Annotated in this window: 13 protein-coding genes; 5 read left to right on the forward strand and 8 right to left on the reverse strand. The window is 44.8% G+C overall.

Annotated elements, in window-relative coordinates; all coding sequences use genetic code 11:
- A partial coding sequence (locus tag FE392_RS16005) for an inverse autotransporter beta domain-containing protein (protein WP_319931211.1) occupies window positions 1–2,974 on the forward strand: 2,974 nt, incomplete at its 5' end.
- 240 nt (window positions 2,975–3,214) lie between these two features.
- Complete coding sequence (ppa, locus tag FE392_RS16010; protein WP_319931212.1) at window positions 3,215–3,745, forward strand: inorganic diphosphatase; 531 nt, start codon at window positions 3,215–3,217, stop codon at window positions 3,743–3,745.
- 139 nt (window positions 3,746–3,884) lie between these two features.
- Here the strand turns inward: ppa and FE392_RS16015 are convergent, their stop codons facing one another.
- From FE392_RS16015 to tamA, 3 genes are read right to left on the reverse strand one after another with little or no spacing between them, the layout of a single operon-like run.
- Window positions 3,885–4,232, reverse strand: coding sequence for a gamma-glutamylcyclotransferase family protein (locus tag FE392_RS16015; RefSeq protein WP_319931213.1), 348 nt, complete (start codon window positions 4,230–4,232; stop codon window positions 3,885–3,887).
- A gap of 1 nt (window position 4,233) precedes the next feature.
- On the reverse strand, window positions 4,234–8,091 hold the full coding sequence (gene tamB / locus FE392_RS16020; protein WP_319931214.1) for an autotransporter assembly complex protein TamB: 3,858 nt from the start codon (window positions 8,089–8,091) through the stop codon (window positions 4,234–4,236).
- Window positions 8,088–9,830 (reverse strand): autotransporter assembly complex protein TamA, encoded by a 1,743-nt coding sequence (gene tamA / locus FE392_RS16025; protein ID WP_319931215.1) that lies wholly within the window; start codon window positions 9,828–9,830, stop codon window positions 8,088–8,090. The genes tamB and tamA overlap by 4 nt, the downstream gene beginning before the upstream one ends.
- 136 nt (window positions 9,831–9,966) lie before the next feature.
- On the opposite strand from tamA, the gene msrA reads away from it, so the two are divergent.
- The gene (gene msrA, locus FE392_RS16030; protein ID WP_319931216.1) at window positions 9,967–10,614 is read left to right on the forward strand and encodes a peptide-methionine (S)-S-oxide reductase MsrA; all 648 of its coding nucleotides are present in this window, start codon (window positions 9,967–9,969) and stop codon (window positions 10,612–10,614) included.
- Between the two features lie 158 nt (window positions 10,615–10,772).
- Window positions 10,773–12,104: a polyamine export protein PaeA gene (paeA, locus tag FE392_RS16035; RefSeq protein ID WP_319931217.1), complete on the forward strand. Its 1,332-nt coding sequence runs from the start codon at window positions 10,773–10,775 to the stop codon at window positions 12,102–12,104.
- A 132-nt stretch (window positions 12,105–12,236) separates the two neighbouring features.
- Here paeA and FE392_RS16040 read toward each other — a convergent pair whose 3' ends face one another.
- Complete coding sequence (locus FE392_RS16040; RefSeq protein WP_092508303.1) at window positions 12,237–12,443, reverse strand: DUF1107 domain-containing protein; 207 nt, start codon at window positions 12,441–12,443, stop codon at window positions 12,237–12,239.
- A gap of 325 nt (window positions 12,444–12,768) precedes the next feature.
- Between FE392_RS16040 and FE392_RS16045 the strand changes: the two genes are divergently transcribed.
- On the forward strand, window positions 12,769–13,323 hold the full coding sequence (locus FE392_RS16045; protein WP_319931218.1) for a YtfJ family protein: 555 nt from the start codon (window positions 12,769–12,771) through the stop codon (window positions 13,321–13,323).
- Window positions 13,324–13,390: 67 nt separating this feature from the next.
- Here FE392_RS16045 and cysQ read toward each other — a convergent pair whose 3' ends face one another.
- The 4 genes from cysQ to bamJ all read right to left on the reverse strand — a co-directional run bounded on the left by cysQ (window position 13,391) and on the right by bamJ (window position 15,745).
- A complete protein-coding gene (gene cysQ, locus FE392_RS16050) occupies window positions 13,391–14,134 on the reverse strand; it encodes a 3'(2'),5'-bisphosphate nucleotidase CysQ (RefSeq protein WP_319931244.1) in 744 nt (247 codons plus the stop codon).
- A gap of 164 nt (window positions 14,135–14,298) precedes the next feature.
- Complete coding sequence (locus tag FE392_RS16055; protein ID WP_319931219.1) at window positions 14,299–14,628, reverse strand: type II toxin-antitoxin system PemK/MazF family toxin; 330 nt, start codon at window positions 14,626–14,628, stop codon at window positions 14,299–14,301.
- Window positions 14,628–14,885 carry an AbrB/MazE/SpoVT family DNA-binding domain-containing protein gene (locus FE392_RS16060; RefSeq protein WP_319931220.1) on the reverse strand — a complete coding sequence of 86 codons (258 nt, stop codon included), beginning with the start codon at window positions 14,883–14,885 and terminating at the stop codon, window positions 14,628–14,630. Before FE392_RS16060 ends, FE392_RS16055 begins: the two co-directional genes overlap by 1 nt.
- A 239-nt stretch (window positions 14,886–15,124) precedes the next feature.
- Window positions 15,125–15,745: a BamJ family beta-barrel-assembly machinery protein gene (gene bamJ / locus FE392_RS16065; RefSeq protein WP_319931221.1), complete on the reverse strand. Its 621-nt coding sequence runs from the start codon at window positions 15,743–15,745 to the stop codon at window positions 15,125–15,127.
- Between the last annotated feature and the right edge of the window lie 67 nt (window positions 15,746–15,812).

Raw genomic sequence — 15,812 nt, forward strand, 5'->3', positions numbered from 1 at the left:
ATTTTCCGTTCTTTTGTATTCGCTTTTGTTGCCCATGGCGTCCATGAATGCCTTTTCGGAAGAGGAAAGAACATTCGAGGGCAAGGCAGCATCAGAAACCTGGTTAAATTCAACAGCTGCACCTACAACAGAAAAAGATAATGCCGGGGTAATTGCCCAAAACATCCAACGGGTCAGCAATCTTCTGTCCTCGTCCCCCGCCGAGTTGACTGAGCAGGCTAAATCTTATGCCTTAGGGCAAGTCAACAATACTCTGGCCAGCCGAGCCCACGACTGGTTGTCTCAGTTCGGCACCGCCAGAATTAATTTTGCCCTGGATAGAAAAGGGAAATGGGATAACAGCGCGGTCGATTTGCTGCTGCCTCTGTATGACAACAAAACAAATTGGCTGGCATTCACCCAATTGGGTTACCGACACAAAGACAGCCGCCATACCCTCAATCTCGGCGTGGGCGCGCGTTATTTTACGCCTAGTTGGATGTACGGGATCAATACCTTCTTTGACAATGACGTGACCGGAAAAAATAAACGGGTAGGCGTAGGCGGTGAAGCCTGGACAGATTATGTCAAACTTTCGGCCAACACCTATTGGCGGGTCACTGAGTGGCATAACTCCCTCAAAGGCAAAGGCATTGAGTACGAAGAGCGCCCGGCCAATGGGTTTGATCTCAACGGTGAATTCTACTTACCCTCTTACCCCAACTTGGGCGGCAGACTGGGGTATGAGCAATATTTTGGGGATAACGTCGCCTTATTCAATCGTGAAACCACACAAAAGAATCCCGGTTTGGCCAGGATCGGCGTGAATTATACCCCGGTTCCTCTGGTAACCATGGGTGTGGATTACAAATACGGCAATGGCGGAAAAAGTGAAACCCTGTTCCAAGCCAACCTGAATTACCGTTTCGGAACCCCTTTTGAAGCGCAGATTACGCCGCATAATGTAGATTCAATGCGGACACTGGCGGGAAGCCGCTACGATCTGGTGGAAAGAAACAACGATATCGTATTGGATTACAGGAAAAAACCGGAATTCAATATCACCCTGCCCAATCTCCTGAGCGGCTATAGTGCCCAATCTATGCACACGAACGCCACGGTAATCTCCGAAAGGTCGGTAAAACCCATTAACTGGCAGGTGGATAAACAATTCTTTGATAATGGCGGAAAGATAAGCCCTCAGGGCAACCGGGTTGGTTTGGTACTGCCCACCTACAATACCGCCGCTGATGCAATAAACGACTATACACTCAGGGCCAACGCCGACAGTGAAGATGGCAGGCAAAGAGCAACCCAAATGAAGGTGACGGTTGAGCCGTTTATCGTGAAATCGCACAGTATCAAGCCAGCAACAGATGGCCCCATGATTGCCAATGGCAAATCTGCTTACAATCTGGCTGCCGTCATCACCCACAGCACGCCACATAACATCCCCCTGAAGGATCACACGTTCTCAAACGTGAAATGGTATCTCAAACCAAAGAATGATAACGCGACACTGACGTGGGATAAAGCAGGGAGAACCAACGGTGAAGGCCAGTTGACCGCCACCCTGACCAGTACCAGCCCATTGCACAAGGATACCCAGATTTATCTGGTAATGGATGGCATGAGGGATGCTAAGATAGGTGGCGAAGGCAGCGGAGACGGCGGAGGCGGCACAGTCAACTTCGACAGTGTCAAGTTCGACAATGAAATGCACCAAGATCCCGCAGGCCCCCTGAAAGGCAACGGTAGCGACACGTACACGTTTAAAGTCAAAGTACTTGATGCCCAGAATAATCCGGTCAGAAACCAGGTCATTTCCGGTGTCACCTGGAAAATCAAAGATAACAGAGGCGCAAAAGATCAGCTGACGTTGGTGACGCCTGAGAACGCCAAAACCGATGGCGAAGGGAATTTAGTCGCACATCTAACGAGCCATTATGGTTTTGATGAAGTCATTGTGGAAGCCACCCTGAATTCCGCTACCGATAATTCATCCACTGATAAACCCTCCACCAATGTCATTAAAACCCTGACATCGAACCCAGTGAAATTTGAGACAGTTTCACAAGAAGCCGGCATTCTGCTGCAGTCAGCCATTGCGCCGAATTTTAAGCTGGAATTCCCGCCTGAAATGCAACAAAGGCCTCACAACATTCATGAACAATTGGAAGTGTACCTGACCCGGAAACTGCCCGGTGAAACAACGGCATCACCGATAAAAAAAGATGCGGCGGGTTCGTCAGAACACATCCAATTCAGCCCTGCTAACAGCACACAAAACCCGCTAATCATACATGAGAATGGCAAGATTACATTCCCCTTGCCTGTCTGGATCACTGAGTTTAAACAACCACCTCCAGTTACTGAGGTCACTGCGGACATCACGGATACCGCAACAGGGGCCAAATCAAAATACACCTATAACTTCAAGCCTCAACAATTCTACTATAACCCCAACATATTTCAGGAGACGTATATTGGTTTTAAAAACAATAAAGGCGGCCAGAATATTAACCCATCGAAGACCTGTTTAAATCAGATCTACTATGCTGATAAACCGGAGTACACTGTATTTATAGACCCGGTTTATACTAGTCTAAGGGATTTATTCGATGAGTATGGTTCCGGTAAGTATGGTGCTGCAGATCCATATCTTGGCATCTTCAATAATTCAACTCATTCATCCAATTATATAAACTTTATGGGGACCCCAACAAATACACTTGAGCCTGAGTACAGCTACTTCCTACTGTTCGATTACACAACGAATTCAGTAATACCACGGACTAATTTAGCCCCCCCTGATTTGAACGCAGAAGAAACTCGAATGTACAACTTAAACCAGCCACCGTACAGAAAGCTGACAAAAAAAGAGATGGAAGAAGGGTATGAACAGGGAGATATAAGAAATCCATACCACATAGAAAACGGGAAGGACGTACTAAAAGGGCATGTACTTTGCTTGCTTAAACTTGTTGATTATTGATAATTATTAATGATAAGTTAAATTAAGATAGGAAAAACAGACCCAAATATTATTGGGTCTGTTTTTCAGATAATGTCAAACAGTAATTCTAATCCCAAAACCAGGTAACCAATAGCCCCGCATTGCAGTAATACCCTACCTGACGCTCTACCACGCAACCGAAAAATCTGAGGATTTTACACCTCTTTTCGCTATAATACCCCGCACTCCATTTTGGTTTGAAATTGAAGGAAACCTTTTATGAGCCTGAACAACGTCCCGGCGGGTAAAGAACTGCCTGAAGATATCTATGTCATCATTGAAATCCCTGCGAATGCAGATCCTATCAAGTATGAAGTAGACAAAGAGTCTGGTGCTCTGTTTGTAGACCGTTTCATGTCAACTGCTATGTTCTATCCATGCAACTACGGTTACATTAATAACACACTGTCCCTGGATGGCGACCCTGTGGATGTGCTGGTTCCAACTCCATACCCGTTACAGCCAGGCTCTGTTATTCGCTGCCGTCCTGTCGGTGTTTTGAAGATGACCGATGAATCCGGCGAAGACGCGAAATTAGTTGCTGTTCCGCACACCAAATTAAGCAAAGAATACGATCACATTAAAGATGTGAACGATCTGCCAGAATTACTGCGCGCGCAAATCACTCACTTCTTTGAACACTACAAAGATCTGGAAGCAGGCAAGTGGGTTAAAGTCGACGGTTGGGATAACGCCGAAGCCGCTAAAGCTGAGATTGTGGCTTCTTTTGAACGTGCTGCAAAAAAATAATCCGTATGGATAACAACGGATTTTGATTTCAAAAAAACCTCTGTATTTGTACAAAAAACAGAGGTTTTTTAGTTTGCTTCTCGATTTTATAAAATTAAATTAAAGCGATTCAATGAACAGCCAGAAAAACCTCTGGCCTCTATCCTTCTTCATGGCGTTTCAACCAATCACCACTTGCTATCCGGCACAACCCTTCAACAGGCAATTGATAAAGATAAATCCATGCCTTGCCGTAAGGTGTTGTAATCAGTTCCCTTAGATATTCCTGAGAATTCTTTTTCAATTCATCCAGTTCTGTCAGGATAGATGGCGTAATGCGATAGACTTCGCACTCAATTGTCCCTTCGCCACGAATAACCGCCGGATAATGCCCCAGATCATAAATTTCATAACCTTCTAATCTGTGTTCCCCTAACAATTGGGCATCCGTCATCCAGTGATGATTACCTTGCTTGTGCCTCAGGCTACCATAAACAATAACTCGCATTTTAAAACTCAAACTCATAGAGCAGATCTAAAGCTCGATCAATACCAGATACTGCTTCCAGATACAATCTTGGCATAACTCGATAGCGTAATGTCAGTGTCGCCAAAGAGTCAAAAATACCAACACCATACTTCACTTGTAAGTCATTGGTAATCCTTCCACTTACAACCACCTGAGATTTGTCACCAACACCTTGTGTATCCAAAGCCAGATCAGAAACACCAAAGGTCTTTCCAATCTTACCTAATAATTGACCACTCTGGGCAACCCCCAAGCCAATCAACATAGCCGTCATCTGGGAGCTATCCGATCCCCCTTTTTCCAAGCCTTGGCCGCGCAAAATATAGGAAAGCGCTTCTTGTTGTGATTTTGCAGGCTCAGAGAAAACCTCTACTTTGAGTTTATTTGCAAGCCCTGACATTTTGATACCGGCAATAACGTTATTTGCCGTCGATTCGGGGTTCCTGATAGCTTCAATATTCAGCAAAGGCTGATCAGGCGGGCCAGAAAATATAATCGTTCCCTTACGTACCATTAAATCTTGTCCATAAACATGGTAACGCCCTTCCGGGATATCTATCTGACCATTCAATCCCAGCCCCTTCCGATCCTGGATAACGTTTAACACGCCGGCCAGCCGTGCTTTTAGGTCAAATGCATCTACGCGCACATCATCACCAACCCGAATATTTAAGTTGCTTTGGATCAGGATGGAAGGTTTTTTCTTCTCTATCGGATGGAGGTTTTTATCCAACATTACTTCATCAGAAGAGATGCTGACCGCTGATTCCGGTAATTCCCGCACTGTAATCCGTGCCCACGGAATATCGATTTTCCCATTGAGTTGCAGCAAATTCGGGCTGGCTTCCAATACAAGATCCGGGCTAACATCCATCTTCACCATCGGTGGAGCAGTAACGCGCAATTTGTCCACCGTCGGTGAAATAGTAACGCGCCACTTATTACCATTGGCGGCAATTTTGGCATACCATGCATCTAAACGACGCCAGTCAGCATTGCCATGCAGATTTAATTGCCCCTGCGGGCTCTTAATCATCCCATTTAAATCAGAACGCGTACCATCAAAACGGACTGACAGCTGGGCCTGTGAGACATTAAATGGCAACAAATGACTGACCATTTGTAGGTTGTCGGCTTTAAATAAGCCGAATAGCTGTGGGCTTTTGGCATTGCCACCAAGACGCAAATTCGCATTTATTCCCCCTTCCATTTTTTCACCTGCAACCAAAATAGGCTTAGCCAAATTTAAGGAGAAGTCTTGTATATCAACATTACCGGATAATCTACGGCTATTTTCTAAATCAGCGACCTGAACATCCCCCTTCAATTGGCCATTTCCAGACAATTTGAAGAGCCATGCTAATTTTGCGCTACCATTTGCCAGCCCTGCATTCAACGTGAGTGATTCAAAATCAATCGGTAACACAGCACCTTCCACAATCTGCCTGACTTGAACACCGCTCCCTTGCAAGGTCACTTTTGCTTGCGGCAATCCTTTATTTTTTGCCCATTTGATATCAGCATTACCGCTGAATATACCTTTAAGCTGGGTATCCTTATCAAGGAATGGCTGAACCAACGCCAAATCAAAACGTTCAAGCGCAATTTGGGCATGACCATTATTTCCTGCTTCAATGGGTTTTGGAATACAGATATGCGCGTTAGGATTGAGCCAACAGTGGGCACCAATCGTGGCTTGTTGCGATAAGTTCAGATAATCAATGGATATTGCTTTGCTTAAACGCCATTCACCAACGGGCGTATCAAAGTAAGTCTTGTTGATACTGCCTTTCCAGCGTTCCTGCTGGCGATAAAAACTACCATTGAGCGCCAGCTGGCCTGAGACCGGATCCCCTTCAATTTTCAGCTGTAAATCATGTTGCCTTTCTGTGCCCTTAGCATTCAGCACCAGATTATTGATAGTCAGATTCGCTTGTTTCAATTGGTGAATAACAACTGATAACTGGCCTTTAATTTGATCTGTCGAGCGGATGTCTCCCTTAATTGTGGCACGATCCAACCGAATATCATCCTGCCACCGGACTCCCCGTGCATTCAGATCCGCCAGAATTTGCGGTGCCTTCATATTTCCGCGCAGTTTAACATTACCCGTAATCAGACCTGCCAAACCAGGCAATAACCCATTTAATTGCGGCGCATTAATGTCGCCATCCAGTTTCCACGTTTCATCCGTAAGCTGCCCTTGCACATTTAATGTATTACGCCCAAAAGCCAGATCAAACCGAGGAATGTCCCACTGACCGGCAGCATTACCCGATGCCTTGCCATGCACGTTCACCACGTTCTCTTTTACATGACCATTGAGGGATATCTCAGGGATTTGGAGCTGCCAACTGCCGCCATACAGGCTGCCGCGCACCGCCATTCTACCCTCAACCTTGGCAGGCCATTCCGGCCACTGTTTGGCGGTATTGATCCCCTCCAAAAGCAGTTTGGCATTCCAACTAACCGCCTTGCCCCAGCCAACAACCCCCGTCACATCCGCTTTCCCCTGTAAGGCTACCAAACGTAGACGGGTTAATCGCAATAGTTCTTCATTTCCTTTCGCATCCAACATTAATGATGCTGGAGGAATGTCATTGCCCTTGATATCAGAGCGCAGAGAAAGAGCGTAATCTTTCGCCTCACCATTCAAACGCAGTTTGACACCATCAAGCTGATATTCAGGCTTGCCTTTTAATGGCCATTGCAATTTTTGGCTCTGTAACGTTAACCGCAGCGGCAAACCTGCTTTTGCCAATTCGGTCTGAGCATCCAAATGGGCAGTTATCGCCCCAGAAAGATGCAGTGCAAGATCAAGCTGCTGCAACAAAGCACCATTGAGCGTTAAATTAATTTTTTGCCCTTGCAGCTCATCCAAATGCGCATCATTTAACTTATTGATATTTCCCTTGATTGCCAGCTTGACCGGCCACTGCTGCTCAAGTTTTGCCGTTCCCTGTATCGTCAGAGAACCTTCCGGTGCCAGCACATTCAAGGTTTTTACATCAATTTGCTGCCCTTGGTTTTGGGCTTGCAATAGCAAATCATTTACCGTGATATCTGTATTTCCGGTCAGGCGAAGATTACGCCCGTGAATACCTTCTACCGTTATATCAAGAGGAATGGGCACATTTGGCAATTCAGATAACATAGGCTTCGCAAACAACGCTTTTAAGCTATCGCCTAATGACTGCTCGCCCGATGAATGTTCCGTTACGACTGGCTGGCCGGTTTTTAGTTTAGTTTTAGGTTTAACCTTAGGCTTTTGATTAATCTGTTCTGGTGATGTCTTTGGCAGCGCCACCAACAACGAATTGATTTCCGTCGGCTTTAATATCAGTTGCTTTTCCCGCCATTGCGCAGCCGTTTTAAATTCGCTCAAATCAATGGCAATATCATCCACTTTGACATGAATATTTTTTAATGAGAGTAAATCCAGCGAGATGGGATAAGGTGTTTGCAATTCGGTCAGGGGTTCAGATTCAGGGGAAGGTTCCGAAGGCGGAAGTTCAGCCGTATTGACCAAAACATTAACGCCTTCCGTCGTCAAGGCATTGACGCACACATGGCTGTGCCTAAAACAAGAAAGTTGTAACGAAAGATGTAAATTATCTGCGCTGACATCTACCCCCGGCATCTGATACTTTACGCCTTTTAGCGTTAAATCGCGCCATCCTCCGCTGACACTGGCGATATCCAGCCCCGGCACCCAACGGGCTGCGCTGTTAATCATAAAATGCAGACCAGATTGGGTGCCGACCAATCCCACAATCGTCACCAATAACAGGCCAACAAACAGCAAGAAAACAATGCTGAGCTTTTTTACCCAACTCATAGCTCAGCCCCCAGACCAATATAAAAATTAACCTTATGGCTGTCTGGATCACCAATTGGCATCGCTATATCAAATTTTATCGGCCCGACTGGGGAAGCCCAACGAACACCAATTCCGGCCCCTGTTTTAAAATTACTCTTTTTAATATCATTCACCGCTTCACCCGAATCAACAAACAACGCACTCCACCAATTCCCATAAACGTTATATTGGTATTCCAATGAACCGACGGCCAGTTTTGATGCTCCAACTAATTTGCCTTTATTATTTTTCGGTGAAATTTTCTGGTAATCATAACCGCGGACACTGCGATCACCACCAGCAAAGAAGCGAAGGTCAGGCGGGACTTTGTCGAACTCATTGGTTTCGATCCAGCCAAAATCTGCCCTCATCACAAAACGGTGATCCTCGTTATATGTTCTGATCCAGACATGGTTTGCCTGAAACACGATAAAATCCACATCGGATTGCCATGTTTTATTAGAAATATCTAACGAATAACGTTGGCTATCACCCCAGGAAGGCATTGTACTGCCTCGCTGGCGAATACGGGTGAGGTTCACCCCCGGATAGAGCAGCATGGTGGTATTTGTTACATTCGCCTGGGTAAAGTGGCTGAGACTCCAGCGAAGATTGACGCCATATTGCCAGCCCGTGGAACGATCCCAATTGCGGGCAAGATTCAGAGTTGCTGTATCTGAAATCGTATCGTTGAGATCTTTACGTTTATAGCCGGTTTGCAGCTTAAAATATTCTTCAAGTGGATTGACTTTAAGCGGCATTTTATAGGATGCATCAATGACTTGTTCTCGTGATGACACATTTAGGTTGGTACTCAGGCTATGCCCACGGGAATTGAGCCACGGTTTTTTCCATTTCACCTGAGCGCGGGGGCCGACATCCATTGAATACCCTCCCCCCAATTCAACATAGTTGGCAGAGCGGGGGGTTAAAGCGGCATCCAGTGGCAATAATTTATCTTTACTCTTATGCCCTGCTTTGAAGTCAGGCACAACAACAGCAGAATTGAACCAGCCGATATCCACTAAGCGACGGTTGAATTCAGCCAGTTGCTCTGAGGTGTAATATTCACCCTGCTTGAATGGAACAAGATTATTCAGGTAACTATCACGGATTTGCGAACCGTGGAATGTCACCTGGCCAAAGCGATAGCGCTGCCCACTGTCAAAATCGAAATTCCAAATGGATTCGTGTAATTCTTTTGACACACCGAGCTCGCTTTTCTTCATCACTGCATCAAAATAGCCTTTTTTGACAGCCAGATTCTTCAATGAATCCTTAAGATTTTCATATTCTTCATGATTAAGCACCACCCCTTCCTTCGGCATATTTTTTTTAATCAGGGTGGCATAATCTTTGTCTGTTTTCGCGCCACCTTCCAGCTCAACGTTCACCTTAGCAACACGTACGGGTTCACCAAGCGTGACTTTTGCTGTCAAAACAGGACGGGTTGGCGGTATATTTTCTTGATAGGTAAATTCAACGGTGGGATCATAATATCCCAATGGACGAAGCCCTTCCTTTATTGCGTTCTCTACGCGGGTACGAAAATGTCTATCAGGAGAAACTTCATCGGTGCTGATATTTGAAAGTCGTATTCTGGCATTCTTTTCCAATTGACCAGAAAGCCCTTCTACTTTCAATCGTAAATTTGCACTATAAGCCGATGGAGTTGCGATAGATACAAAAAGCGCACATATGAGGGGGTATCGTGACACTCGAACTCCTAATATTTATCTATCTGTAAAGTAAAATCCAATAATTTAAAAAGCTGCCATAAATTAATTCTGGTAAAGTTTTAAATATATACAAGCAGCACACAACCATAAATTTCGCGAGTATGAGGAAAAAATTGTGCCAAATCCAGCCAATGAAAGCCAACATGTTTCCGCACAGAATAGCTCATCTGCCAGAAACACTCCTTTAACTGTATCACCCTATCATGCCATCACACAGCATTCGATAGGTAACATTCCTGAAAATATGGAAATTGCCTATGTTGGCATGGGTTGTTTTTGGGGGGTTGAGCGCCTTTTCTGGCAACAGGAAGGAATATACACGACCTCTGCCGGCTACAGTGGTGGCACTACGCCAAATCCAACTTATGAGGAAGTTTGCACTGGCATGACCGGGCATGCAGAAGTGGTCAGAATTGTGTTTGATCCAGCCAAGATCACTTATGCACAAGTGTTGACACTGTTTTGGGAAAACCATGATCCCGCCCAAGGCATGCGCCAACATGGCGATATCGGCACCCAATACCGCTCAGCCCTTTATACTGTTTCGCAGCAGCAGCTTGAACAGGCACTCGCCAGCCGTGAGCAATTTCAACACGCCATGATTCAAAATGGTGATCAACGGACAATTACAACAGAAATCCGTGAAGCCGGGCCTTTTTACTTTGCGGAAGACTATCACCAGCAATATCTCCATAAAAATCCAGAAGGATACTGTGGATTAGGTGGTACGGGTATTTGCTTCCCTCCTGCGAACAAAAACTAGCCGGTTCAATTAGCCCAATGTTATAATAATTGGGCTAAAATTATTTAGTTACCACATTTCGTGGTGATGACTTTTATCGGTATATATTTTTTTATCTCTCTTCCAGTGTTATTCAAATAAAACCTACCCTATTACTGGAGATGAAACACGGATACTTTATGTTAAACAGTTTATTGATAATACTTTTACTTTGTGCGATTAGTGCCTTTTTTTCCCTATCAGAAATTTCATTGGCGGCTTCAAGAAGAATTAAACTAAAACTCATGGCCGATGAAGGAAACATCAATGCCGCTCATGTCCTTAAACTTCAAGAAACTCCCGGTATGTTTTTCACAGTGGTGCAAATTGGCCTGAATGCGGTTGCAATCCTTGCCGGGGTTGTCGGTGAGTCCGCATTTTCACCTGCGTTGAGAACCCTGTTCATGAAGTTTATGAATCCTGAGTGGGCTGACCAACTAGGGTTCATCTGCTCTTTCACTATCGTTACCAGTATCTTTATCCTGCTTGCTGACTTAACACCTAAACGCATTGGCATGATTAGACCTGAAGCTGTTGCCGTGAAAATTGTCAATCCAATGCGTTTCTGCCTGGCTGTTTTCCGTCCTCTGGTTTGGCTGTTCAATGGGCTGGCCGATTTTATCTTCAAAATCTTCAAGATCCCGATGGTGCGCAATGAAGACATCACATCTGATGATATTTATGCGGTCTTTGAGGCAGGCGCAGTCGCCGGGGTGCTACGTAAGCAGGAGCATGAATTAATTGAAAATGTTTTCGAACTGGAGTCCCGCACAGTACCTTCTGCAATGACCTCACGCGAAAGTGTGGTGTATTTTGATAAGAATGAAGATGAAGACAGTATTAAAGAAAAAATCTCCACGCATCCTCACTCAAAATTCCTGGTTTGTGATGGTGACATCGACCATGTCATCGGATATGTGGACTCAAAAGATCTCCTCAACCGTGTTCTGAGTGGGCAAAGCCTCAGCCTGAAAAATGGCGTTCAGATCCGCAATGCCCTGATGATCCCGGATACCCTGTCGCTTTCCGATACGCTGGAGAGCTTCAAAGCTTCAGGAGAAGATTTTGCCATTATTCTCAATGAATATGCCTTGGTCATGGGAGTTATCACACTCAACGATGTCATGACAACGTTAATGGGCGATTTAATCGGTCAGGGGCAAGAAGAGCAAATCGTTGTTCGTGATGAGAATTCATGGCTGGTAGAAGGCGGCACACCGATTGAAGATGTCATGCGTGTTCTGGATATCGATGATTTCCCGGACTCCAGCAATTATGAAACCATCGCAGGTTTTATGATGTTCCGACTGCGAAAAATTCCAAAGCGGACAGATTATGTCAAATTCAGTGGCTATAAATTTGAAGTAGTGGACATTGATAATTATAAAATTGATCAATTGCTGGTGACAAAAGTGGCTTCCCCCAATGTACAAGTTCATCCAGTCAGTACTGAGCAATCGCAGGAAGCGTAAGGCAGGGAAAGCAACGACTGGGATCAAAAAACGGCCGCAAGGCCGTTTATTATACTCATGATGTGCTATCGATAAGCTATGCATCCATCAGTAAACGAGTAACTCCCCGTAGAAGTGAGCCATTGCAGAAAGTTATCCCATCTCGGTTTGTAGGCGTAGTACTTGCTGATTAACTTCACTCATTACGTGGAAATGACGTTTATCCTTTATCTTTGGTGGTAAAATTTTCCCATAATTAAATTCAAAAGCGCCCATATCTTTAATATATAAACGCCCACTAAATAGAGTTTTGACGTAAAGAGCAATTTTCAGTGGGTTATAGTGGTGAAAGATTTTCATCTCTGTTTTTTTCCTCCCATGCTTCTTACCGTACCATTCTTTTACATCACATAATCAGCGAGTCAAACGACACATCACTGCCATGTAACATCTATAGACTGCCTATCTGAAAATTTGTTCCCCAGACATTAAGATTCAATCACTATCTTTACATAACCTGATGAATGAATGGAGTATTATAGCCCGCCTTTTATAAACTTAAGTATATTTTGTGCTAAATGTTATCGAATTGTTTACTTTAATGAGGACAGACCAGTTAACAAGCGCTATGCTGAGTGTGACATTCCCTGATAACATGCCACACCATGCTAAGTAAGGAATAAATATGATAAAAAACATTGCGTTATCTGCAATATTGAGCTTAATGCCAATATTTGCATTTGCCCACAACATCACATTGGGGCAACCAGTCCCTGCGGTTAGTGTGACTGATAAAGGCGAGCTGCAGCTCAATGATGGCAAGTTCAGCTATAAAAATTGGAGCAGCGCTGAACTTCCGGGCAAGGTGAGAACAATCCAGCACATTGCCGGTCGTAGCTCCGCAAAAGAGATGAATGACCCGCTGATTCAAGCCCTGAAAGCTGCCGATTTACCCCAAGATAAATACCAAACTACCAGTGTTGTGAATACCGATGACGCTATTTTTGGTACCAGCGTTTTCGTTCGCAATAGCCTCGAAGACAGTAAAAAAGAATTTCCATGGTCACAATTTATTGTCGACAGCAATGGGCTGGCCAAAAAAGCCTGGGGGTTGGAACCCGACAGTTCAGCAATCATTGTGCTGGATAAACAGGGTAACGTGAAATTTGTTAAAGATGGCAAATTAAGCAACGAGGAAATTCAGCACGTCATCAGCCTTATCAAAGATGAACTGAAATAATAACCCGTCAAAGCCAAATAGTTCCGTGATAATGGTTCCATCGCTGTGAGCCATTATCACCTGAACATTAAAAAATACTGACTCTAAACCCCGGGTTCAGAAATGATTCACGTGGAGAGTAATCCAGCGTTTTTCCTTCCCAGTCAGTCACATGAGCTCCCGCGGCAATTGCAACAGCATGACCGGCACCAGTATCCCAAATATTGGTTGGCCCGAAGCGCGGGTACAGTTGAGCCTTCCCTTCCGCAACCATGCAGAATTTAAGTGATGAACCTACGGTAAGCGTATCGTGTACCCCTAACTGGGTCAGATAATCATTCAATTCTTCATCATCGCGATGAGAACGGCTGACGACTACGACGGGTGGAGTTGCCGGGATCGCTTTAATCGGCAGGACATGCCCATTGGATTCTTTCCATGCATGGCGATCTTGCCCTGAGTACAGAATGTTCTGGGCTGGGACATAAACCACCCCCATCACTGGGATTCCGTCTTCAATCAATGCGATATTGACAGTGAATTCACCATTCCGGCGAATAAATTCTTTTGTGCCATCCAGTGGATCAACCAGCCAGTAACGCCGCCAGTTTTTTCTCTCCTCCCAGACGGGTGGATCTTCTTCTGATATCAATGGGATATCAGGCGAAATACGCAATAAGCCGGCTTTAATGATCTTGTGTGCGGCAATATCCGCAGCAGTAACCGGTGAGTCATCAGTCTTGCGCTCTACTTGCAACGGTTGCTCGGCCTGATAAACCGCCATGATCGCAGCCCCTGCTTCGCGTGCTAATTGACAGATCTGTTGTAGCATCATACACCCCTACATTCACTGTTCAGCTATTCCCGTCAATAATCCCAAGCCACTGCCTTATCAGCAGGCTGCAAATTGAAAATTATTTTAGGTATAACATTTGATAGCTATATTTTTAACGCATTTTTTACTGCAATAGCGAGTATTTTATTATTTTCGTATGGCTATAAAATGATGGCCTTAGTCAGTTCAGTTACTCTATCGATAATATATTGAGGCGCTTTCTCAATAAATTTGACCTGACGTTCTAGAAAAGCTAAGGACTTCACCTGATGAATGAGAATTGCACCTTGAATAGAGGCTTCTTCGGGTAAAATAACTTCTAGCTTCATTCCTCTCGCTGTACTCGTGATTGGAACCACAACCGCAAATCCAGTATGCTCGTTAAACATTTTACGTGATATAACGAATGCAGGGCGGCGTTTCATAATTTCCTTTCCTGCACTCGGAGCAAAATTTAATGAAACAATGTCGCCTTTATCTGGTATGTACATTAAATCTCTTCCTTACCAACAGGATTAGCCTCAAGCCACTCTCTATCCTCGTCTGTAACCCTGAAACATTCCTTAGGGCTTCCTGCTAACAGCGATTCCAACGTTAACTCTTCTTCAATTGGAGTGAGCACAATTTTTTTATCCTGAATGGATAACTCTAGCTTTGAACCAATGTGCAAATTAAGTGTTTTTACTATAGCTTTTGGAATGCTAACAATGCTAGCACCGCCAGATTGACGAATAACAACAGCAGTCATGTCTGTTTCTCCTCTTGCCTAAGTTATACTTGAGTATAACAATATTTGAATGTTTTACAAAAGTAAAACCCAGAGTGGAACCCGTTCAGCTATTATTTGGCATAAATTCCATCTCGCTCCCTATTTTTTAGTAAGCTAAAAAAGCGAATAAAAAATCAATCAAAAAAAATCCCTCGGATAGACCAAGGGATTTATGCAGGAAATAGAGCTTTAACTGATTAAGTTTTATCAACTGCCAGTTACAGGATTTCCAGTAATTCAACTTCAAAGATCAGCGCACTGTAAGGAGGAATGGAGGCACCCGCACCACGCTCACCATAAGCCAAATTGTGAGGAATATAGAGTTCCCACTTCGAACCCACTGGCATCAGGGTCAGGGCTTCGATCCAGCCCGGAATGACACCACTGACCGGGAATTCTGCTGGTGTGCCACGCTGCACTGAGCTATCAAATACCGTGCCATCAATCAGGCGGCCAGTATAATGAACGCGAACACGGTCTGTACGGGCAGGGATTGCACCTTCACCTTGTGTCAGGACAGAAAATTGCAAGCCAGATTCCGTGCTGCTCACGCCTTCACGCTGCGCATTTTCTGCCAGGAATGTTTTGCCTTCTTCAGCCATCGCTTGCTGACGTTCACGGCGAACGCCGTCAGCACGTTCATGAATCTCACGCAGCGCACGATGCAATTCTTCAACAGGGATCGCAGGAGCACGGCTTTCCAGTGCATCACACAGGCCAGCCAACAATGCTTCCGGCTCCAGGCCCTGCAAGCCAGATTCCTGTAATTGTTGCCCAACTTGCAAGCCAATACCGTAGCTCGCTCGCGCTTCAATAGATTCTAAAGAAGGTTTTGTCATGAAAATACCTGTTATTAAATGAATGAAGGTTCAAGCATAACAGCACTATCTGGATGGGTAAACGCGG

Origin of the sequence: Xenorhabdus santafensis (genome assembly GCF_033949405.1) — a bacterium.
Lineage (GTDB): Bacteria > Pseudomonadota > Gammaproteobacteria > Enterobacterales > Enterobacteriaceae > Xenorhabdus > Xenorhabdus santafensis.

Excerpts from the sequence above, each read along its gene's own strand:
- ppa (WP_319931212.1), top strand. The coding sequence starts at position 3,215 with ATGAGCCTGAACAACGTCCCGGCGGGTAAAGAACTGCCTGAAGATATC.
- FE392_RS16015 (WP_319931213.1), bottom strand. The coding sequence starts at position 4,232 with ATGCGAGTTATTGTTTATGGTAGCCTGAGGCACAAGCAAGGTAATCAT.
- tamB (WP_319931214.1), bottom strand. The coding sequence starts at position 8,091 with ATGAGTTGGGTAAAAAAGCTCAGCATTGTTTTCTTGCTGTTTGTTGGC.
- paeA (WP_319931217.1), top strand. The coding sequence starts at position 10,773 with ATGTTAAACAGTTTATTGATAATACTTTTACTTTGTGCGATTAGTGCC.
- FE392_RS16040 (WP_092508303.1), bottom strand. The coding sequence starts at position 12,443 with ATGAAAATCTTTCACCACTATAACCCACTGAAAATTGCTCTTTACGTC.
- FE392_RS16045 (WP_319931218.1), top strand. The coding sequence starts at position 12,769 with ATGATAAAAAACATTGCGTTATCTGCAATATTGAGCTTAATGCCAATA.
- cysQ (WP_319931244.1), bottom strand. The coding sequence starts at position 14,134 with ATGCTACAACAGATCTGTCAATTAGCACGCGAAGCAGGGGCTGCGATC.
- FE392_RS16055 (WP_319931219.1), bottom strand. The coding sequence starts at position 14,628 with ATGTACATACCAGATAAAGGCGACATTGTTTCATTAAATTTTGCTCCG.
- FE392_RS16060 (WP_319931220.1), bottom strand. The coding sequence starts at position 14,885 with ATGACTGCTGTTGTTATTCGTCAATCTGGCGGTGCTAGCATTGTTAGC.
- bamJ (WP_319931221.1), bottom strand. The coding sequence starts at position 15,745 with ATGACAAAACCTTCTTTAGAATCTATTGAAGCGCGAGCGAGCTACGGT.